General features: G+C 26.0%; 32 protein-coding genes and 1 pseudogene. 6 read left to right on the top strand and 27 right to left on the bottom strand.

Features of this window, described 5'->3' with window-relative positions:
- Positions 1–98: 98 nt before the first annotated feature.
- From M2214_RS06860 to M2214_RS06835, 6 genes are all read right to left on the bottom strand, one after another.
- Positions 99–257, bottom strand: a complete 159-nt coding sequence (locus M2214_RS06860) for a hypothetical protein (protein ID WP_248484092.1) — start codon at positions 255–257, stop codon at positions 99–101.
- Positions 258–588: 331 nt separating this feature from the next.
- Entirely contained in the window at positions 589–786 is a 198-nt protein-coding gene (locus tag M2214_RS06855) for a hypothetical protein (protein ID WP_248484090.1), read from the bottom strand.
- Position 787: 1 nt separating this feature from the next.
- Complete coding sequence (locus M2214_RS06850) at positions 788–1,306, bottom strand: helix-turn-helix domain-containing protein (protein ID WP_248484088.1); 519 nt, start codon at positions 1,304–1,306, stop codon at positions 788–790.
- 324 nt (positions 1,307–1,630) lie between these two features.
- Positions 1,631–1,801: a hypothetical protein gene (locus M2214_RS06845; protein WP_248484086.1), complete on the bottom strand. Its 171-nt coding sequence runs from the start codon at positions 1,799–1,801 to the stop codon at positions 1,631–1,633.
- 47 nt (positions 1,802–1,848) lie between these two features.
- Positions 1,849–2,028 (bottom strand): helix-turn-helix transcriptional regulator, encoded by a 180-nt coding sequence (locus M2214_RS06840; protein ID WP_248484084.1) that lies wholly within the window; start codon positions 2,026–2,028, stop codon positions 1,849–1,851.
- Complete coding sequence (locus tag M2214_RS06835; protein WP_248484082.1) at positions 2,015–2,308, bottom strand: helix-turn-helix transcriptional regulator; 294 nt, start codon at positions 2,306–2,308, stop codon at positions 2,015–2,017. The genes M2214_RS06840 and M2214_RS06835 overlap by 14 nt, the downstream gene beginning before the upstream one ends.
- Positions 2,309–2,492: 184 nt before the next feature.
- Between M2214_RS06835 and M2214_RS06830 the strand changes: the two genes are divergently transcribed.
- Complete coding sequence (locus M2214_RS06830) at positions 2,493–2,696, top strand: helix-turn-helix domain-containing protein (RefSeq protein ID WP_248484080.1); 204 nt, start codon at positions 2,493–2,495, stop codon at positions 2,694–2,696.
- A 305-nt stretch (positions 2,697–3,001) separates the two neighbouring features.
- Here M2214_RS06830 and M2214_RS06825 read toward each other — a convergent pair whose 3' ends face one another.
- A complete protein-coding gene (locus tag M2214_RS06825) occupies positions 3,002–3,229 on the bottom strand; it encodes a hypothetical protein (RefSeq protein WP_248484078.1) in 228 nt (75 codons plus the stop codon).
- A 336-nt stretch (positions 3,230–3,565) separates the two neighbouring features.
- Between M2214_RS06825 and M2214_RS06820 the strand changes: the two genes are divergently transcribed.
- A complete protein-coding gene (locus M2214_RS06820) occupies positions 3,566–4,072 on the top strand; it encodes an ImmA/IrrE family metallo-endopeptidase (RefSeq protein ID WP_248484076.1) in 507 nt (168 codons plus the stop codon).
- A 257-nt stretch (positions 4,073–4,329) separates the two neighbouring features.
- On the opposite strand, the gene M2214_RS06815 is transcribed toward M2214_RS06820, so the two are convergent.
- Positions 4,330–4,842, bottom strand: a complete 513-nt coding sequence (locus tag M2214_RS06815; protein ID WP_248484074.1) for a hypothetical protein — start codon at positions 4,840–4,842, stop codon at positions 4,330–4,332.
- An 831-nt stretch (positions 4,843–5,673) separates the two neighbouring features.
- Here M2214_RS06815 and M2214_RS06810 point away from each other — a divergent pair.
- Both M2214_RS06810 and M2214_RS18135 read left to right on the top strand, forming a co-directional pair.
- Complete coding sequence (locus tag M2214_RS06810; RefSeq protein ID WP_248484072.1) at positions 5,674–6,135, top strand: hypothetical protein; 462 nt, start codon at positions 5,674–5,676, stop codon at positions 6,133–6,135.
- A 47-nt stretch (positions 6,136–6,182) separates the two neighbouring features.
- Complete coding sequence (locus M2214_RS18135; protein ID WP_256466709.1) at positions 6,183–6,314, top strand: hypothetical protein; 132 nt, start codon at positions 6,183–6,185, stop codon at positions 6,312–6,314.
- A 282-nt stretch (positions 6,315–6,596) separates the two neighbouring features.
- Here M2214_RS18135 and M2214_RS06805 read toward each other — a convergent pair whose 3' ends face one another.
- From M2214_RS06805 to M2214_RS06735, 15 genes are all read right to left on the bottom strand, one after another.
- Positions 6,597–6,926 carry a hypothetical protein gene (locus M2214_RS06805; protein WP_248484070.1) on the bottom strand — a complete coding sequence of 110 codons (330 nt, stop codon included), beginning with the start codon at positions 6,924–6,926 and terminating at the stop codon, positions 6,597–6,599.
- 428 nt (positions 6,927–7,354) lie between these two features.
- Positions 7,355–7,591, bottom strand: a complete 237-nt coding sequence (locus tag M2214_RS06800) for a hypothetical protein (protein WP_248484069.1) — start codon at positions 7,589–7,591, stop codon at positions 7,355–7,357.
- A gap of 39 nt (positions 7,592–7,630) precedes the next feature.
- Complete coding sequence (locus tag M2214_RS06795) at positions 7,631–8,890, bottom strand: Y-family DNA polymerase (RefSeq protein ID WP_330651567.1); 1,260 nt, start codon at positions 8,888–8,890, stop codon at positions 7,631–7,633.
- 287 nt (positions 8,891–9,177) lie between these two features.
- A complete protein-coding gene (locus tag M2214_RS06790) occupies positions 9,178–9,699 on the bottom strand; it encodes a GNAT family N-acetyltransferase (RefSeq protein ID WP_248484067.1) in 522 nt (173 codons plus the stop codon).
- Between the two features lie 220 nt (positions 9,700–9,919).
- Positions 9,920–10,135: a hypothetical protein gene (locus M2214_RS06785; protein WP_248484065.1), complete on the bottom strand. Its 216-nt coding sequence runs from the start codon at positions 10,133–10,135 to the stop codon at positions 9,920–9,922.
- Positions 10,092–10,274: a hypothetical protein gene (locus M2214_RS06780; RefSeq protein WP_248484063.1), complete on the bottom strand. Its 183-nt coding sequence runs from the start codon at positions 10,272–10,274 to the stop codon at positions 10,092–10,094. The genes M2214_RS06785 and M2214_RS06780 overlap by 44 nt, the downstream gene beginning before the upstream one ends.
- A 222-nt stretch (positions 10,275–10,496) precedes the next feature.
- Entirely contained in the window at positions 10,497–11,141 is a 645-nt protein-coding gene (locus M2214_RS06775) for a SurA N-terminal domain-containing protein (RefSeq protein WP_248484061.1), read from the bottom strand.
- A 40-nt stretch (positions 11,142–11,181) separates the two neighbouring features.
- Complete coding sequence (locus M2214_RS06770; RefSeq protein ID WP_248484059.1) at positions 11,182–11,700, bottom strand: hypothetical protein; 519 nt, start codon at positions 11,698–11,700, stop codon at positions 11,182–11,184.
- Between the two features lie 289 nt (positions 11,701–11,989).
- Entirely contained in the window at positions 11,990–12,712 is a 723-nt protein-coding gene (locus tag M2214_RS06765; protein ID WP_248484057.1) for a LytR/AlgR family response regulator transcription factor, read from the bottom strand.
- A gap of 12 nt (positions 12,713–12,724) precedes the next feature.
- Positions 12,725–12,859 (bottom strand): cyclic lactone autoinducer peptide, encoded by a 135-nt coding sequence (locus tag M2214_RS06760; protein ID WP_248484055.1) that lies wholly within the window; start codon positions 12,857–12,859, stop codon positions 12,725–12,727.
- Complete coding sequence (locus M2214_RS06755) at positions 12,852–13,484, bottom strand: accessory gene regulator ArgB-like protein (RefSeq protein ID WP_248484053.1); 633 nt, start codon at positions 13,482–13,484, stop codon at positions 12,852–12,854. The genes M2214_RS06760 and M2214_RS06755 overlap by 8 nt, the downstream gene beginning before the upstream one ends.
- The gene (locus M2214_RS06750; protein WP_248484051.1) at positions 13,477–14,337 is read right to left on the bottom strand and encodes a sensor histidine kinase; all 861 of its coding nucleotides are present in this window, start codon (positions 14,335–14,337) and stop codon (positions 13,477–13,479) included. The genes M2214_RS06755 and M2214_RS06750 overlap by 8 nt, the downstream gene beginning before the upstream one ends.
- On the bottom strand, positions 14,321–14,833 hold the full coding sequence (locus tag M2214_RS06745) for a hypothetical protein (protein ID WP_248484049.1): 513 nt from the start codon (positions 14,831–14,833) through the stop codon (positions 14,321–14,323). Before M2214_RS06745 ends, M2214_RS06750 begins: the two co-directional genes overlap by 17 nt.
- Before the next feature lie 348 nt (positions 14,834–15,181).
- Positions 15,182–15,334: a DUF2500 domain-containing protein gene (locus M2214_RS06740; RefSeq protein ID WP_248484048.1), complete on the bottom strand. Its 153-nt coding sequence runs from the start codon at positions 15,332–15,334 to the stop codon at positions 15,182–15,184.
- Positions 15,335–15,445: 111 nt separating this feature from the next.
- On the bottom strand, positions 15,446–15,601 hold the full coding sequence (locus M2214_RS06735) for a hypothetical protein (RefSeq protein ID WP_248484046.1): 156 nt from the start codon (positions 15,599–15,601) through the stop codon (positions 15,446–15,448).
- A gap of 418 nt (positions 15,602–16,019) precedes the next feature.
- Here M2214_RS06735 and M2214_RS06730 point away from each other — a divergent pair, with 418 nt between their 5' ends.
- The gene (locus M2214_RS06730; RefSeq protein ID WP_248484044.1) at positions 16,020–16,178 is read left to right on the top strand and encodes an aspartyl-phosphate phosphatase Spo0E family protein; all 159 of its coding nucleotides are present in this window, start codon (positions 16,020–16,022) and stop codon (positions 16,176–16,178) included.
- A gap of 90 nt (positions 16,179–16,268) precedes the next feature.
- On the opposite strand, the gene M2214_RS06725 is transcribed toward M2214_RS06730, so the two are convergent.
- The 4 genes and pseudogenes from M2214_RS06725 to M2214_RS06715 form a co-directional block, all read right to left on the bottom strand.
- Complete coding sequence (locus tag M2214_RS06725) at positions 16,269–16,514, bottom strand: hypothetical protein (protein ID WP_248484042.1); 246 nt, start codon at positions 16,512–16,514, stop codon at positions 16,269–16,271.
- A 276-nt stretch (positions 16,515–16,790) separates the two neighbouring features.
- Positions 16,791–16,976: pseudogene (locus M2214_RS18300) on the bottom strand (GNAT family N-acetyltransferase); the annotation flags it as partial.
- Positions 16,977–16,998: 22 nt separating this feature from the next.
- Positions 16,999–17,190 carry a GNAT family protein gene (locus M2214_RS18295; RefSeq protein WP_330651566.1) on the bottom strand — a complete coding sequence of 64 codons (192 nt, stop codon included), beginning with the start codon at positions 17,188–17,190 and terminating at the stop codon, positions 16,999–17,001.
- A gap of 442 nt (positions 17,191–17,632) precedes the next feature.
- Positions 17,633–18,439 (bottom strand): GNAT family N-acetyltransferase, encoded by an 807-nt coding sequence (locus M2214_RS06715; RefSeq protein WP_248484040.1) that lies wholly within the window; start codon positions 18,437–18,439, stop codon positions 17,633–17,635.
- A 764-nt stretch (positions 18,440–19,203) separates the two neighbouring features.
- On the opposite strand from M2214_RS06715, the gene M2214_RS06710 reads away from it, so the two are divergent.
- Positions 19,204–20,202 carry a GerAB/ArcD/ProY family transporter gene (locus M2214_RS06710; protein ID WP_248484038.1) on the top strand — a complete coding sequence of 333 codons (999 nt, stop codon included), beginning with the start codon at positions 19,204–19,206 and terminating at the stop codon, positions 20,200–20,202.
- Positions 20,203–20,408 lie beyond the last annotated feature (206 nt).

Here is a 20,408-nt window from a genome sequence, read left to right as displayed (position 1 = left end):
GTTTTGGGGATCATGCCATTCTTATCATTCTTAAATTCTGTAGGTACAGTTTTGTTTGATATATCTAACCCTCCGTTATTTTATTTATATAAATTTTTCTAAGCGGAAACCTCTATGTTATTAACCTGTTCTTTTTCTAATCTGTTCTCTAGCTCCCTTATAGCTTGTAAGTTAAGATGTAAGACTCTATAATGTTTTATATCATCAACACTCATTCTTGCTTCTTCAAGCTCTATCTTTAATTCATTAAGAGTCATAACTTCCTCCTATGCTGCAAGCATTTTACTTTCAAGTTCATTTAATCTATTTACAAACCAATCTCTTGTACCCGATAAGTAATTCTTTAACTCTAGTTTTGTAACTTGGCTTATAGCTTTATCAAGTTCTTTTATCTCATGTTTACACTCATTTATTTCTTACAGTACTTCTAGTGCTATATATATCATCTTCATATCTCCTTTTTAATTTTTTTATAAACTTTGTAATTTTTTTTATAAAAATTATTGTTTGAGACATTTTTTTCGTGTTATAATTCAAATGCGTTTTTAATTCAATGTTCAACATTTTTTAAGACTTTTAAGTTGCCGCTTAAAGGTCTCTTTTTATTTCTGCTAACTTTTCATCTACTACTGAATCTATAGTATTTAAGACCTCTTCAAAATTATCAAAGTTTCCTTTTTCTTTAGATATTTTAAATAACACTTTTATAGATTTTATAGTTTGTGATTGATCTGCTAGATGCGAGTATTTCTCGTGATTAATCAGAAACTCTATATTTTTAATCATCTTAATGTCTTCCCCCTATTTGAGCATACGACTTAGAAATTACCTTTCTCGGAATTCGTTTATTTATACTTTTAATAGGAATTCCTATTTCTTCTTCAACTCCTACTAAGAGCATTCTTTTCCATCCAACTGGATCTGCTATTTGTTCCATCAAATCACTTATCTTTGTAATTTGCTCCTTGGTATATTGTTTGCCTGTCATGTTCTCCAATACTATATTAAATAGTTCCTTTTGTGCTTTAATTGATTCTTCTTCCTCTTCTATGTTCTTTGCTATAAGTCTTATTAGGTCGCTTTTAATTCCTGAATAATATGGTGTAACAATTAAATCTTTATCTACCTCATTTACAATTTCAAGTCTTAACCTACTGCTATCCAATATGTCAGGTATCTTCTTTTTTATATCTATTGGAATTTGCCTTTTACCTGACTCCCATTCTGATATATCTGACTGAGACACATTCAATAAAATTGATAGTTGCTCTTGGCTTAAGTGCTTTCTTTTTCTTTCTCTTTTCATTAGAATCCTATAGCACATTTCACACACCCTTTCTATTTAATTTTCAAATATCTGCTGACTAGAATATTTGTAATGTCCATATTCCTCTATAACTTTATTCCAAGTCATTTTGTTACAATTAAGTTAATAATAAATGTTTAATACTTTTAGCATCCTTCCTTTTAAGATTGCTTCTTCTAATTTAGAAGTTAAATCTCTGCCCTTAAATGTAAATACATATCTTCTTTAATATCCCCTCCTTCTGTCCTTTCTTAATTGTCATATGATCGTCCCCTTTCAGAGCTTGTACTACAATTGACTAAGAGTTTAGTCAGATTAAACCGACTAATTATTTTGTTTAAGCTCTTGTTCAAGTTTTTCAAATACTTGGTCTAAAACTTCATCAGGATATTTACTTCTTAATATTCTTATAAATGCTCGTGCTTTTCTTCTTTCAAATTCCTCCAGGTTTTCTTTAGCTGGCTGTACAACTGTTACTGTTTTTATCCTGCTCATATCTCCACCCACCTTTGTAAATCTTATGAATTCTAAATTTTGTCCTATTACTCTAGGTAGAACATATCTCCTAAGCTAACTTCAAAGAATTCACATATTTTTTTCATCAGCTTAGTTCCAGGAATAAAATGTTGTCTTTCAAGTTTTGATATGTAAGCTCTTGTTACTCCTAACTCTTTTGCTAGTTGATTTTGATTTAATCCTTTGTAGATTCTATACTTTTGCATGTTGTTTCTTATTGGTGCTAAAGTTTCTATTGTTCTCACCCTCTTCATGAATCTTTATTTCCCGAACACCTTTGCCCTTTTTCGTTGCATTTATTCCCAAAAAAATTTCTTCTACTTTCTTATTAAACACTTTTGCTATTTTTATTGCTAAATCTAAGGTTGTATTTCTACTTCCAGTCTCAATCATTCCATAGTAAGACCTTGATATACTTAGAATGTTAGCTATTTCTAATTGTGTCAATCCGGTTTCTTTTCTTAAATCGTATAATTTGTTTATCATAGAATATTTAACACCCCCTCTATATTTGCATCATTTCGTTGCATTTCTTAATTTAATTACAATGCCACATTTCGTTGCTATCAATATTTTTTGTGTTTTTAGCAACTTATAGTTGCATTTATTTTTTTCATGCCACTTTTTGTGGTATATTTTTAATATAACTACACTTAAAGGAGGGATATTTATGTCTCTTGGGAATAGATTAGTAGAATTAAGAAAAGTTCTAGGATTTACCCAAACAGAACTAGCTAAAAGACTAGGAATATCTAGAGGTTCTTTATCTATGTATGAAATCGATAAAAGAGAGCCTGATAATAATACCTTAAATAAAATTGCTGATTTTTTCGATGTTAGCACTGATTATTTATTATGTAGAACTGATATTTAAAAAATGAACAACCAGCAAAAAGATAAATCTAAAATAGAGACTTAAGCATACCATAATCTTGATGTAGGTGGATTATCAGAGGAGCCTATTAGACAAGTAGAAGAATATATCGAATTAATCAAATTAAAATATAATCCAAATGGAACATTAAAGAAAAAAGATTAAGAATCCTTATCTGTTTTAAGAGATTCTTAATCTTTTTCTATTTTAATATATCTATTTCTATTAGTAGTTGTTATATTTTTTGATTGAAATAACTAAAAAAGAAAAGTACCAATCACTATAATTTTATTGGTACTTTATTTTTATTCATTATTTATTTTATTGCTATCTAAAAGGACATTCCCTATTTTTACTTCATTATTTTGTTGATTTCTAATAATATTTTCTTTTATCACATCAGTTGAAGATCGTACTCTTACTTCATAGTTCCCAGGAACAAATATTATTCCTATCGGAAATAATAAACATAATATAAAACAAATATGTCTCTGTGTAATTTGACTTTTCACATCTAATATTATCTTGTTCATTGAAAACCCCCTTCTTTTTATTAAAATTATAAAACTGTATAAATAATAGAAAAACTAATTATCGTAAATAGTATTTCTAACCATAATATATATTTTAATAAAAAGTACTAAAAGTAATTTAATGTTAAGGAATAGTTATTTTTATATTAAATGTCTAGTTTTTATTAAACAACTTTATTTTTAAACAGATTCAATAGCATCCACTATAAAAATATATCTATTTTTCAATATTAATTTGTTCTTATTTAAATATTTTCTATTGTACTTTTTAAAATTTCCAATATATGCCATAACATGACAAAGAACAAATGTTCTGTATTTTTAAAGGAGGATTCTATGATCTCAACAGAAAAATTAGAAACTATTCTTACTAAATGTGAAATAATAAAGTCATTCGTTCCTCTTCATGAATCTATATTGAGTTATTATTATTGTAATGAAGATTATTATGTAATTTTAATAAATAAAAGTATTAAGAATGATGAAAGATTATATAGAATTGTACTAGCTGAGGAAATCGGACATTATAAAACTACTATAGGAGATATTACCCCTAGAAAATATATGTGCTATAGCAAACGCCTTGAGCTTGATAAAATGGAATTGCTAGCTTTGAAATGGGCTACTGATTTTTTAGTTCCTACTGATAAGCTTATAGAGGTGATTGAAAGTACTGTTGCTGTTACATTTGATGAACTGGTAGATTATTTCTATGTTACTGAAGAATTTATGATGCAGAAGTTTAAGTTTATGGCTAAGCAGAAAATTACTTGGGAGCTTGATGACAAGAGGTGTTTATGTTTACATAACTTTCCTACTATTAGTATTTTTGAGCGCATGTAAAAATAACCCCTCCTGATATAATTCAGGAGGAGGTTGGACTTTGTATATTATGGATACAATTGATTATTCTGTTTATCTAGAATCTAGATTTTATAAAATAAATGTTTTAAAACAATAAAAACAATTCTAAATAAATAAGATTTATACATGTCTACACTGTCTAAATAAACTATAGCTTAAATAAATAGATTGATCATGAAATCATTGATTTAGTATCCAATTAGAACTGAAATAGTTGGTGTAAATAGTTCTTATTTTTATATTCCCCAATACTCAATACTTACATATTGGTATTCATCTTCACTTATAATAAATCCGTAACTTAAATTTTCTTCTGCAACAATCAAATCATCAAATATATCATGTATAAGTATATATATAATATCTTTACATTCTTTAATTGTTGAACTTATAGCAATAGGAAAATCTAAATATAAATGATTACAGCTACGAAAATAAATTCCAAATGTTGAAGGATAAAATAGAATATTATTATTTTCATAGAGTTTAAATTTATTAAAAATCCACTCTAATTTTTCATTGGCATTATTATATTCATAGCAAAATTTCTCAATTTTTATGTCTTTTTCCCTAATCCTTTCATATACCTTTTTATGAATTGATTCTGATAAGTTATAGTTTATAAAAACTTTATTAGAAATATCTATATGATTTCTAGTATGCAACATTTTAATAAGCTGTTTCTTAGCAATTTTAAACTTATTTTGTTTTTTTAATTTTTCAAGCCTTTGTTTATCCTTAATATCCATAATAGTTTCCTTTCTATCTTAAATGTTAAAATAAATAGCCATTTTCACACAAATAATAACTATACTTTACAACTTAATAAAAAATTATTCAAATGTGTATTATGCAAACAACTTCGCATAATACTACAATATCAGATATGGATTTCATAAAAAAATAGACTCATCTCTAAGCCTATCCCATTTGATCTATATTTTATTTGTAATAAATTAACTATATTTTTTCTATTTTTACAATCATTTCACTATAAATTAATCAGTATTTTACAATAAAGCTATCAAAGAGAACCTCAATTAATCCTTAAAACAGTATTTAAGGATTAATTAACGGACTTTTAGGAACGTAATTTTATTTACATAATGTTATTTTTTTATATAATAAGTTGCACTTAAAAACAAAAAAGATGATCCAAATAATCACCTTTTACTTAATCTATATCAACGTATGTAGTTGTTTTAATGAGCGCAACAATATTGATTTTGTAGAACTCGTTTTGATTTATTTAATTCAACATATAAGAAAGTTGCGACACATATTATCTACAGAAAATGCTCATTTTCTTCGTCTTTGAATAAAAGTACCAACTAAATTTCCTATAAAAGATGAGATGCCGTAAATAAAAACATAGATTAATGCTGAATCATTATAGTGTATAAACGCTGATGGAATAAAGAGTATTGCTATAATAATTGAAAATACATAATTATAACCATTTTTAATCCCATAAAATAATGTTAAAATTTAGTAGTGGTGTATAGTATAAATATAAGATGTCTTTTGAGAATAATATCTAAGGAGTTTTTTAATAACAGTCTCAAAGGAGGTGAATTATTTTGGCAATATCTGAACATTTTTTGTACTTGCTCGCTGAATCGTGGGATATTGCTTTATGGACAGGAGCATGGTATGTTTTCCCTGTATGGATACTAATAGAATTTTCGATTTCAACTGCGACAATCTTTTTTAAGCATAAAAAAAGCAAAGAAGTCTCCTGTGATAATTGGGAAAAGGGATACTTCAAACGATTGGGGTCTATTGGTCTGTTCTTGCTTGCTGTGAGAACATTTTTAACTATGGTTATAATTTTTATTCCTACTTCGACTTCGATTGCTGTTTCGCTATTCTCCTTGGTAAAATTCTTACTTGTAGCAGCATTTTTAGCAAGTGCAGCTACAGTATGGATTTTGGTGAAGTTTCATCCAGTACAATCAGCAAGAGCGAAAGCATATTTAGCCCTACTGTCTATACCCATTGTGTTTTTCTATAGCGTAGCCATATCTATAATGTTATTTTAACCCCGTTTTTCAAAAGAGCTCTGATGGGAAAATATTGTTGAAATCCAGTGGTTGATACTATAACTGTTGGAAATGGGCCCCTTGGAATATCAATAACTCCAGCCAAACCTAAACTTCCTAAGGTAAGAATAACTAATAAAACTATTACTGCTATAGTTATTGATAAAGGTTGCAATTAAAGAAAAAATAAATCTCTTTAAAAAAGGTAGTTTATTACATGAATTTTGTAATGTACTACCTTTTTTTATTTAGTTTTTCACCACGCCCTTTACTTTTGATATATTCATTAAACTTCGCATAATGTACGTTATCATATAAACCCCAACTATATCTTGAATATGTATTGAAAAATTAATTAAGTACATTACTTATTCTACTTTATTTTTTTATTATGCCTGTTTTATATCTAATTCAGTATGTAATTTAATTATTATAAATTAATAAGTATTTTAAGAATATTGCTACTTACGGCTTATCAATAAAAAATCCTCTGTTAAATCAAAAGTTATAGGTGATCCTTTTTCTTTAGGATTCCATCCTTTATTAATGGCTTGAGAAATTATTAATTCTGCGTTTTTAGGTTTAATAATCTTCAGATTTAAATCTTTAATATCTGGGAAGCTTACCCAGAATTTATTAATATCAGAGTATATGTAAACTTCTAATCTTCTTCCTTTAGATTCCTCTTGTTCAGCGATAAAAACTATATAATCATTATTAGGTGAAATTGTCCACCTATAAGTTTCATTTCCTACAACTATCTTTCTTGAATTTTTATTAGGTATAGCCATTTGTTTCACCCCTTTTAATGACATTCATACTCTTTCCTAATTTTATACGATTACATACTTCACACTTTTTAATACAGCTTACCTCTTAGTATTTCTAGATGCATTATAAACGAGGTAAGTAGTTCACAATTATATATGATGCAAATGCACATGTGATTAAAGATATACACGAACCTACATTTAGTTTAAAGTTATATTGTTTATAAAAAATAAGAGTAGTCCAAATAAAATGTAAAATATATACCTTATGTTTTTTTTCACTTTAATTTTCCTCCTTACTTCACATAATGTACGTCATCATATATTTTCCATCCATTTCCACACATATTTTACCACAATATAGCATAACTTCATACTTACTTTATATTTATACAGTAAAAAACAGTAGCTTTGATTGGCTACTGTTTTGGTGAAAAGCACTTTTACACTTATATCTTGAAAAGCTCCCATTTACAATTTTCTAACACGTATCTTAATTCATATATTTTCTCAATTCCATTAATATTACTTTGACACTGAAAAATATATATTCTGTTACCTGCTCTTTTGTCTATATCCCTTGTAATAACTCTATCTACTTTTATATTTACCCAACTATCATCTTCACCTATAATGCTAAATTTTATAGGGTTAGGAATTCCTTCTTTAGTAAAATAACAAATCATTTCTGCGGGTTTTCTAATGATTTTCAACAATATCACTCTCTACAATATACTAGACATAATAGGATACTCTTCATCACTTATTACTTCACCTGTTAATGGTTTTATACCTGAATGTAAAAAGCTAGCTCTAACAACAGATTTAGAACCAAATTTTTGTCGTATACCATCCATTGCTTTATCAATTTGCTTATTCTTTTCTTTATTTTCTTCATCAAAAAAGGTCTTTTGATAATATATGTTTTGACTTATATCCGTAACTCTAACACCTAATTGCCTTATAGTTTCTCTTTTCCACATTTCATTAAAAATTTGTTTTACAACATTATATATTTCAGTAGTACTGTCTGTTGAGCTTAATAACTTCTTCTGGTGAGAATATCTTATAAAATCGCTATTTTTTAAGCTAACTGATATTACTCCACACAAAGAGCCTGCATCCCTAAGACGCATTGCTACAGTTTCTACAAGAGACAATAAGACCATAAAAGCATCTTGCTTATTTGTTACATCAAATGATCTTGTAGTTGAGTTAGATAATCCTTTCATATTACTATGATTGTCTGTTCTAACAGGAGAGTCGTCAATCCTATTAGCATATCTCCAAATTAATTCCCCATGGCTTTTAAACTTATATTTAATATATTCAAAATTATAATTAGCTAAATCCCCAATTGTATTAATTCCCATTTTTCTAAATTTAGGAGCTGTAGCTCTTCCTACTCCAAAGAGCTCCTCTATGGGTAAGGACCACATTTTTTCTCTTATTTCATATTTAAATAATGTATGTACTTTATCAGGCTTCTCAAATTCTGAAGCTTGCTTGCTTAGTAACTTTGAATTACCAATACCAATATTTATTGTAAATCCAAGTTCTGTTTTTATTCTCTCCTTAATTTCATATGCTGCTTTAATTGGATCTCCAAAGTGGATATCCATGCCAGTATAATCTAACCAACATTCGTCAATTGAAAACCGCTCAACTAAAGGGCTATATTCTTTTAATATGTTTACAAAAGCATTTGAACATTTCATATATAAACTATAATTTGGTGGAACTATAATCAATTCAGGACACTTCTTACATGCTAAATAGATACTTTCTCCTGTTTTTATTCCATGTTTTTTTGCTGGAATAGACTTCGCAAGTATTATTCCATGACGGGTTTTAGGGTCCCCACCTATCACAGAAGATACCTCTCTAAGGTCTAAGTTATCACCCCTTTGCAAACGATGAGCAGCCTCAAACGATAAATAAGCAGAATTCACGTCCAGATGAAATATTATTTTCTCTTTGATCATATAAAAACACCTCATTAAATAATAATTACTACTAAAATTATACAGAACATATATTCTTGTATAAAGTAAAAAAATCAGTCATAAAACTACAAAATTAAACACACTATAACTTACTATCCTTCATACTCTTTTTATTACTATTTACATATATTTTGTTTATTTGTGCAATAAAAAACAGTAGCTTTAGTCGTCTACTGTTTTGGTTATTTGTGTTTATGTAGTTTGACTGTAATTAGTACTTTTTATATTCTGAATGAATGTTGTGTAATTATTTATACCCTTTAGTACTAATTGTTAACTTGCAAAGTCATAACATTTACTATATGTGTTTTATTTGAAAAACCCATAGTGACTTCTTTTATTTTTGTATAACCTAAATCGAACCAAAATTTAATTCCCTTATGGTTATCTTCAATTACACCTATTCTTAGAGATTTTAATCCTAAATTAATTGTCCATTGTACTAGTGCTTTATGTACCATTCTACCTAATCCCTTACCTCTTTCTTCAGGATTAATAAGCATTAATCCAAGCATCCATTGTCCAATAACAGGGAAATCTTTTACTATATCAATAATTCCAATTAGTTCATTGCTGTAATTAAATATCCCTAAAACAAACTTATCGTCATAACTTTTATTAGGTGGTATAGCCGTAAATATTTCTTTTGCTTCTTCTGTGGATGGTAATATTCCATCATGTAATATGTAATAATCTGAACATTTTTTGCACAACGATTCAACAAGTTTAATATTTTCTACAGTAAGAGATTTAATCTTATAATCATTTTGTAAATTAAATTCTTCCATAATTATATTTCTCCAATCTAATTCATACTATTTTACAATTGTATACTTTACATTTTTCATATAACTTACCTTTAAGAAGCTCTGATTGTTTCTTTAGTCTCTTATTTTCATACTTCAATTCTCATGTACATATTACCATAATATAACATTCAATCATACTTATTGTATATTTGTACAGCAAAAAACAGTAGCTTTGGTTGGCTACTGTTTTGGTTAACGTCTATCTATTAATCAATTTGGCTGTACTATCTAATTTATCTTTTCCTATAATGACTTCAAAAATTAGCCAATTATCATCTTCCTCAACAATTTCTTTTTTATATTCAAATTTCTTATCATTTAACATTTCAAAATAATTCGTTTCTTCATTTAGCTCAAACACATTACACTCATTAAACATTACATCTCCAATATAGATTGCTCTCATTTTTATCACGTTTATTTCCTCCCTTGTTATAATCATCCATATGATAAATATCTATATTAAGTTCTTCTCCAATTTCCTCTAAATGCTCTATTAAGTTAAAGTAATTACTGTTTTGCTGGTTTGTGTTTATGATAAACTTATTTTTCATTTACTTTATTCAATAATTCTCTTATGCTCTATTTAAAGTATAAAAATACTTTTTTACTTATTATTACAGCTACTATGTAATGACTCTACAAAAGGAAATCTGCTATATCTATTCCTCTGCTACAACCTAAAAAGACTCTTAATCTAGAAGTCTTTTTATAAATAATACACATTCTAGTATATTACCTATGTCAATTTATTTTGAGTAAATTTTATACTATTACTAGTAATTTCTTTTTATTTTCATATTTGATTTTTCTTTCTTTATCATATTATCAAGTTTATCTATCATAAGTTTTTCTATCTCATTATGTGATTTAGAAGGGTTTTGCTCTTTTAATTCTTTTCTTATTTGTCCCTTAAGTTTTCCTGTTATTAAAGTTTCTTTATAAGATCTAATAATATCCTTGTCATTCCAAAATTCACTTTCTGTCATTCCTAAGCCTTCAATATAACTTTCAAATTGAGCCTTAGCTTCTTCATTATTATTTACAGCTTCTTTGTTTTTATCAATGAATTCTTTAACTTCATCATCAGTAGCAGTTATTCCTAAATCTTTAGCTATTTTCTGCGTAGCCATACGTTTAGTAATTACTTTCTCAACCTTCTTATTATCATCTGTATTAAGAGATATTTTCGCTATATTTAAGTCTCTCTTTGAAATTTTTCTATCATCTATTTCTAATACTATTTCATTAGATGTATTATTGTTTTTTTCGGCTTTAATATCCTTTCCCATTTTTTTAATAACTTTTGTATCTTGTATGTTTACAGTTGAATTATTAAAATCATCCGCATTTACTCCTATAGAAATAACTAATACGCATAAAGCTACAATTATCATAATAATTTTTTTATTCTTGCACATATGATCCCTCCTCACTAATTATATACATATTTTTACATCATTAAAAACTTATACTTAATGTTCTTGATTTAAAAGATGGAATACATTCATCTGGAGTATCCCAATAATATGTCGCTTTCATTGAATCTGGATATTCGAAAGTACTTCTGTCTTTACAAGCCACAAAATTAACATCATCATTTCCATCAAATATATATTCTAATGATGGTCCATCATTAAAGTCAATATCATAAAATGTTTTTATCGTGCTACCATCTAGTATTGCAACAGTTGTTTTAAGATCAAAAGTTTGTGAAATAGCAGCATTAGGGTCATCAATAATAGTATAATATACCTGCTCATTTGTTGTAAGACTTTGATATCCTGTAGTAGCTAATACATGGTAGCTATAACTTAACCCAACTCCAATAGGTATATTAGTTAGGTCATTATAATACCAAGTTACAAACTGGTATTCTGAATCATTTGATCTCCAAGAATCTGCTGCATATGATTTGTTAGGCGTAATTAAAACTAATAAAACTAAACTTAACATGAAAAGGCTTGATAATTTTTTCATAAGTACCTCCTTAATTTATAATTTTTGTTTATATTAAAAATAAATAATCTTGAGTTATTATTTACTTTTAATTACATTATATTTTTAACATTAATGTTATTATTTGTATTAATGTTAACATGAAATATTAATAATTTTGTCAAATTTGTGTATATAGCCATTTATATAGCGCGATTAGCCTTTTTTTTAGTACTAACCAACACAAAATTATAAAACATAAATCTAATTACCCGTTCTATTTTTCGTTTATGCTTAGGGTATAACCAAACAAAAGAAAAGATCATTCATTCTATATAGAATGAATAATCTTTTCTTTTATTTGCTCAAACTTATATCTACTCATAAACGATACCTTATCAGTATCTGCAAACTCAATTTCATAAGATCTGTTTCCTATATCTATAATTTTTATTGCTTTATCCATATTAGTTATAAAGGACTTATGAGTTCGTACGAAGTTATCACTTAATTTAGATTCTAATTCAGTAAGAGTTTGTTGAAAGTAATAAACATCTTTTTTTGTATGAATTAATACATTTTTATCTTGTTTTTCTAAAAATAATATGTTTTCAAATAGTATAAAAGATATTTCATTATTATTCTTTATAGTTAGCTTAGATATAATATTATTTTTCTCCTTTTTTATTATAGAAGCTAAATCATGAATAGTTGATTTTAACTTTACAATATTTATTGGTTTAAGAATATAGTCATAGGGATGTACGCTGAATGCATCTATAGCGTATTTTGAGTACCCTGTAATAAAAATAAATTTAGATTCAGGATTAATAGCATTAATTATTTTTGCAGTTTTTAATCCATTTGAATTGTCAGTAGCATCAAGTTCTATATCCATTAAAACAATATCTGGCTTATATTCAGTAGCTAAACTGATTGCTTCATCACTATTTGATGTATCATAAACTTTAGTCACTAATGGTTCTTCTAAAACTAATTTTTTTATGAATTTTCTTGTATAATCCTCATCTTCTAAAATTAAAATATTCGTCACTTTTCTTAAACCTTATTTATCTAAGCTTTCAGGCATATCTGGTTCATAATAAATCCAAACACTTCTAGTACTTACACCCGTAGATACTACTAAAGTTAGTATTGATGCTAAAGTTGATATCATTTTTCTTTTAGAAATTTTAAACATTTTTCATCCATCTCCTTTTATTTTTATCTATTATGTTATCAATGGTATCAAATACCCAATAACCCGTTGGAGTTATAAAAAAGAAACTATTTAATGCTCCTAAAACACAGCTAAAAGCATATGCTGTCAATTTATAATTGATTAATATAACTATAACTATTAACCATATAAATAACATAAAAAAGGTTTCCTGTTTTCGTTTTAATCTTTGGTTTTTATCAATAATTCTTTTCTTTTTAGTTCCTGCAGGAATATACTTCATAATACTGTATATACCAAATAAAAAAGTCCCTATTACAATTGTTATTAAGACATTTATTTGAATATTGATATATGCTAATTTACCCATAATCAAAAAGGTAATGACCCCTGCAGTTAAGCATCTATTATATGTAGATAAATGAACACCGCCGCCAAAGTGTCTAAATATAATAAAACTTATAAGACATGCTAATGTTGTTGGTAACAATCCTAATATAAATGATATTAATATAATTAGAGTTAACTTTAATATTGTTCCTATAATAATTTCTAATGCATAAGAATAAATATCTATTTTACTTTTATCATTTTGTAATTCTTTCCCTATTAAAGCAGCTATATATTGTGAAATTTTTTTAATCATTTATCATCCCATCCTTTACAGGAATATGTACTATAAATACAGTTTTTTCTTTAGATCTTACTTCTATTCTTCCATGATAGTAATCTACTATTTTTTTAACTAAAAACAACCCATACCCTCTAGATTCAAAGTTCTTTGTTGTATATCCAGGACTAAAAATATTTTTCATATTTTTTTTATTAATTTGAGGACCATTATTATATACATATATTAGATACCCATTATTTTCAAATTTTATTTCTAATCCTACTGTTTTATTGTAATTATTGAAAATAACAGCCTCAAAAGCATTATCAATAATATTACCTATTATGCTACATAAATCAGATGAATTAGTTATTATATTATTTAAATCACATTTTATAGCAAAATCGAATTCTATATTTTTAAGCTCTGCTACCTTTCTCTTAGAGTTTAAAAGAACTGTTAGAGCAGGATTACCTACATATACAATATCTGTTAGAGGGTTGTAATTTTGAGATATATTATCTATATATTCTTTAGCACTAGATATTTCTTCTAAGTAAAGCATAGCTTGTATTGTTTGAATGTGTCTTGTATGTTCATGTTTGTGTGATTGTATCGTATTAATTAAATCTTTCATTTGTTCAAGATATTCTTTTAAAACATTTACTTCTACTTTCTTTTTAATGTTTTCTCCAACCCCTTTTATTGAAAGTAGCACTAATATGGTTAATATAAGAACAATCATATTTGTAAACGGTAACATTTTTTTTATGTATTTAAGTTCTTGAGAAATAAAAATTATCTGATTGGTAATTACAATAAATAAGGATTGAAGAAGAATAGTAACTATTATTAAAATATTCTTATCTTTAAACAATGTTATCACAGTCTTTACTATCTAATTTTAAGTCTAAAAGATAAATTTTTTTCTTTTTAATTACTAAATAAATTATTAACATAATTATCCCACAGGGCAAAAAGAATAGTATGTTTAACCAAGGGTATAAATGTAAATCCTCTATATTTTTTTTCATAATGGTAAAAATAATAGGAGCTGTAACACTTTGAAGTACACCATCAAGTAAAGTACTCGTAAAAATGCTAATAAATGAATGAGATAGTGTCGTTTTTGTTTTTTTATGTACTAAAATAACTGTTGTTAATGTAATCAAAAGTGTATGAATACCAAACAATAAATTAGCTCCAACAATATATAGTATTTTTCTAATAAAATATGCTAATACAGAAATTACAGATGAAATTACTAAAATATCTTTTGTTTTTGTATCAATATTAAATATTTTTAATCCCAGCTTAATTAAAATAAATGTTTCTGGTAAAGTTTGAAATAATATAACATACCATGGTATTTCAAATATCATAATAAAATTCTCCTTTAATTAATTGTTTTAATTAATTTTTAAAATTATTTTTTAAACTTATTTAATATTTATAAAGCTAAATTACATACATAAAACAAATTAAGTCAATTTCTAGCATCAGTATACCACATAATATAGTATACTTCCAAAAACGACATATTTTGCCATAGTAATTTACGATTAACCTTTATGAACAATATAAATTAAAATCATTCATTATAAATGAGTTATTTGTTTAAACATTAGAAATAAATTACTATAAAAACACAGACTTATTGATTGCTACTTCAAAGAAATAGTAGCAATAAAAAAAGAAGCATTTAGCTTCTCTTCTGCACGAGTTTTGTTTTACTGATTTTCATTAATCTTTGTAATATAAAAATTAAGATATTTATATCCTTTAAATGTTAGCTCTCCAACATTACCGTCTAATATAACTGTATATTGATGAGGTAAAACTTTAAATTCTTTTTCTTCTCCATTTCCTAACTTGAATTTCATGTAGTTATGGGTGTACTTTTATGAATTCTATTCTATTTTAGATATAGTAAGTTGCACTCAAAACAGCAAACTGAAAAATTATTAATTAAATCAACTTTCAATTTTAAAATTTTATTTTTCTATAAAATTTTTAATTTCTTTTCGTAATTCCTGATTTTCTTTAATTAATATTTTATTTTCTTTTTGTATATCTTTTAAATCACTTTTAATTGCATCAATATTAAAAATAATAATTACAAAAAATATAAAAAAAACAATATTAAACATTTATACCCCCCTGTAATTTAAGTTATTATATATTCCCTATTTATTCCCATATATATTTTACTATAATATACCACAATTTCATACTTATTGGATATTTGTGTAAGAAAAAGCAGTAGCTTTGATTGACTACTGTTTTGGTGAACTCCTAGTTATATTAATTAATATTTTTGATTTGATGATAAATTTAAAAATTGACTTCAATTTTACAATAAAATAATAACAAACCCCCTAATTAATTACTAAAACTGATTTTAGGTATTTATATAATTTCACATAATGATTGAAAATATTAAGTTAAGTAATAAACAAAAATCATATGGACAAATTTGTAACTTATGGTATAATTTAATTTGTGTGTATATAAGTACTAAAACGTTTACCTATCTTTAAAGTCGTAAAGTTTAAAAGGAGTGTTTATATGGAAATAGTAAAATTTAAAAATGAAATTGAAAAAATGAGAAAAAAATTAGATGCTATGACTTTAAATAATGTACTATTATATCAAAATCAAGATTTAATAAAATTGAGTCAAGATTTAGATATTTTAATAAACAAATACATATACATGACTACATAAATTTAGACCTTTTAGGTCTTTTTTTATATTCACCACACCCATGCATCGTGTAGCACTCGATGCAATTTATTTAATACGCAATAAATTTTATTATTTTTCTTCAGATTTCCACTTTTTATAGTTATATATTGCTTGAATAATAAAAAGAATGCAACAAAATGCTATTACTGTGTTTGGGCATATAGGTACAAGCAAAAATAAAAAAGGCAAACACCATAATGTTCTAATAAACTTTCTTCTATAGCTTAAATTCCAATAACATAATTCAAACCCCGCATCTACTTTAGTAGAAATATTATCTTTTCTAGAACCTCCTTCATTTAAAACAATCACCACCTTTAAATCTAAAATGCAAACTACTTAATACTCAATAATAATTGTAATTTATAATGATATACAATAATATATATACCTAATGAATATGTATTTAAGAATTAATAAAGTATATTACTTACCGTACTTTATTTTTTTATGGTATTTATTTTATATCTAATGTAATATGTAATTTAATTATTATAAGGTAGTATGTATTTTAAGAAGATTGTACATTAACCTGTCTTTCTAATTAGATTAATTTTAAATATATTTTTCCATTTTATAATTAGTCAGGAATTAACCTTTTCTTTCAATCTGTTGTGCTTTTATAACACGATACCCTTGTTTTTCAAAGAATGGTTTTGCTGTTATTGATGCTTCTGTTTTAATGGTAGTTAGTCCAATATTTTTAGCATACTTCTCTAATTCTTCAACAATTTCTTTCGCAATACCTTGTTTTTGGTAGTTTTTATGAACAAAAAGTCTATCAAGTACCCACTAAGGCTTAAATCCCAAATCCAACAATTGTATAATTCTTCAAAAACGACTTATCCCATAAATCTAAATCTATATCTTTAGAAGCCCATACATTTAGTTGTTTTTCTGTATAGTCTTTAGAGTTTATTGAATGAACTGTTTCATAAAATAATTTAATTATTTCTTGGCAATCTTTTGATTCATAAGTTCTAGTGCTCATATTTCCTCCCTAAATAAGTGGTTCATAATGCTCTACGATTGCGTACCTTATATTTTTTCATATAACTTTCATTTATTTCTAGCTGTATTTTACATAATATAACATAATTTTATACTTATTGTTTATTTGTGCAAGAAAAAACAGTAGCTTTGATTGGCTACTGTTTTGTTGGTTTTATTTGTATAGTTTGGCTATGATTTATTTTTTAAGAGGACATGAAAAATTGAAAGATGAAAATTTCTTTATTATATCCTTTTGAAGATATACATAAGTAATCTACATTAATAAGATGTAATCATTACTTTTTATGCAACAAAACATACAAATTAATTACAATATCTTAAAAATACCGACATAGGAATTAATACATAATACCCATTTTACTCACATTTTACTTAACTTCATGAATACCCCATATAATTTTCTACATGATTTTTATCTTCTAAAGATTATTTAACTTTGTATAAAATGAATTAATAAACACAGTTTTAAATCCTAACTTTTCCATATTATTATGACTAATAGATCCAAATTCAACATCTGTATATAATTTTTCTAGTCCTAATTCTTTCGCCTTATTTATCCTATATTTCAATAACGCTGTTTGACCTCCCTTTCCTCTAAATCCTTTAAAAGTAAAATCATTAGCAATGTATCCTTCATTGTCACTAATAAAAAGCGAGCCTACTCCAGCAACTTCATTCCCAATATAAGAAATGTAATTATAAAAATTGTTCTGATAAAAATATTGTTTTTTAATACCTATTACCTTACTAGAAATATCCATTCCACCTTCAGATGAAATTATTATGTTCACAAATTCTTCCGCATTTTTTTCAGTTACTTTAACTATTTTTATACCTTTATTAATATCTGTATATGCCTCAGGAGTTAATTGCATAAATACTAATTGCTCAGAATTTGTAAAGCCATGTTTCAATAATGCTAATGAAACTGCTTCATTTATATTATTCGGTGTCATATCAAAACTTGGAATTATGCCTTGTTCACTATAAATACCCAATATGTTTTCTAATTTATCTAAGTCCTTCATTCCAAATCCTTTAACTCTATTATAATAAATAGAATCAGGGCTATTGATGTCAAAAAGTAAGCTACAATTTCCTATTGTCTTTGTCTCCAATTTTTTATCAATTTTTGAAAGTGCTCTCTTTGCATTGAATACGGTTAGTTTAAGTTCAATTTCCTCTATTTTACTAACTTGTTCTAACAAATCATTTTTACCCATTTATAATCCTCCATTTTAAGTTTACTTCACATTTTTAAATAGTTATTTATGTAAAACATATTTTAAATTTATTTCCAATATTTTCTAAGTATATCATAGCAAATAAATTAAAAGAAATTTTAATATCAAAAACCGCCGTTACTTATGATACGGTCCACCGTATCATATCCTAAATTTTAATAAATTTGCTCAATATCTCAACTTTCCATTATAGATATACTATGTACATATAGTATAATCAACCTAACGTTTTAAACATCATATTCTTTATTTATTCCCAGGTCTATTTTACCATAATTTATCACGCCTTCATATTTATTGTATATTTCTGTAATAAAAAACAGTACCTTTGGTTGGCTACTGTTTTTGTAGTTTGTGTTTATTTAGTTTGACTGTAATTAGTGTTTTTAATAAGGTAATAAATTTAATATAAATTAACTACAATTTTACAATAGAATAATAAAAAAGTCTCTAATTAGTTCCTAAAACGGTATTTAAGTATTAATTAATGGACTTTCTACGAACGAAATTTTATTTTTAGACAATATATAAGTACAATATATATTAATATTTAGATTAACAGCTATCTGATTTTGAAATTTATTTCAAATTTAATTGTTTTTGTTTTTACATATTTACGTTGTATTCTATTCATTGTATTAGTACTCAACAAGGCTTTTTAATAAATTTGGGTAATTGAGGAATAATATAAAATATGCTATTTAATATAAAATTTATAATAAATAAACTTGAAGGAGTAAGTAATGAATAAAGAAGTTATTTCAGATAAGCAAGGTATTGCAATCTTATTTTTGTTTCTAGTAGGCGGATCTTCCATATATGCACAAGGAATAGAGGCTAAACAAGATATATGGTTAGCCTTTATTCTAGGCATATTACTTGTATTTCCTATGACACTTATATTTGCAAGACTGCATCATATTTTTCCTGATAAAGATTTATTTGATATTGTTGAAATTTGCTTTGGAAAATTCATCGGCAAAATAATCATTATATTATATACTTGGTTCGCTTTCTTTTTAGCTAGCGATATATTAGTTACCTATGGTCAATTCATTAAAATAATCAGCTTTCCCGAAATGCCTCAAATTATTCCAGAGATAGTTTTAGCTATTTTATGTATTTGGGGAATAAAAGAAGGCATTGAGGTCTTAGGCAGATTTAGTGGATTTTTTCTTAATATACCGATTATAACTTTAGTCATTATCATAATACTATTAATTCCTAATATGGACATAAATAATTTCCGTCCTGTATTAAGTGATGGTATCCAACCAGTTTTAGAAGGTACTTTTACTGTTTTTACATTTCCGCTTGTTCAATTAGTCGTATTTACAATGATTTTTTCAAACTTTGAGACAAACGGATCTCCTTATAAAGTTTATACTACAGGTTTATTGACAGGAGGAACATATTTAGCGCTACTTTCTATCACAAATCTTTTAGTGTTAGGAATCCATACTGTAGTAAGTTCTTATTACCCTACTTATACTACTATATCAAGAATAAACATTGGTTTTGTCCTACAAAGAATAGAAATCATTATAACCATTACATTTATTTTAGGTGGTTTTATTAAGATATGTATATTCTTACTGAGCATGTGTAAAGGAATTACAAAATTATTCGGATTTATAGATTATCGTTTTATTATAACACCTGCTTCTTTACTTGTACTTAATTTATCCTATAATCAATATAAAAGCGTAATGTATTATTATGAATTTAGTATACATACATAGCCCTATTATCATTTTCCCTTTTATGTAATCTTTCCAATTACTACATGGATTACTGCTGAAATAAAGAATAAGTATTTGTATTGAAATGAAAAATTCAATCTATGTGGCCGGTTTTTACATATATTTCGTTGTCCACCTATATAGAATTGGGAGGTTTTTTATGAAAAGTGTTTATTTAGAGTTGTTTTTCTTGTTTTCAAACATGT

The sequence above is a fragment of the Tepidibacter aestuarii genome, assembly GCF_934924865.1.
GTDB lineage: Bacteria > Bacillota > Clostridia > Peptostreptococcales > Peptostreptococcaceae > Tepidibacter_A > Tepidibacter_A aestuarii.
The sequence above is the reverse complement of the archived record's forward strand: the minus strand, read 5'-3'. Positions and strand labels throughout refer to the sequence as shown.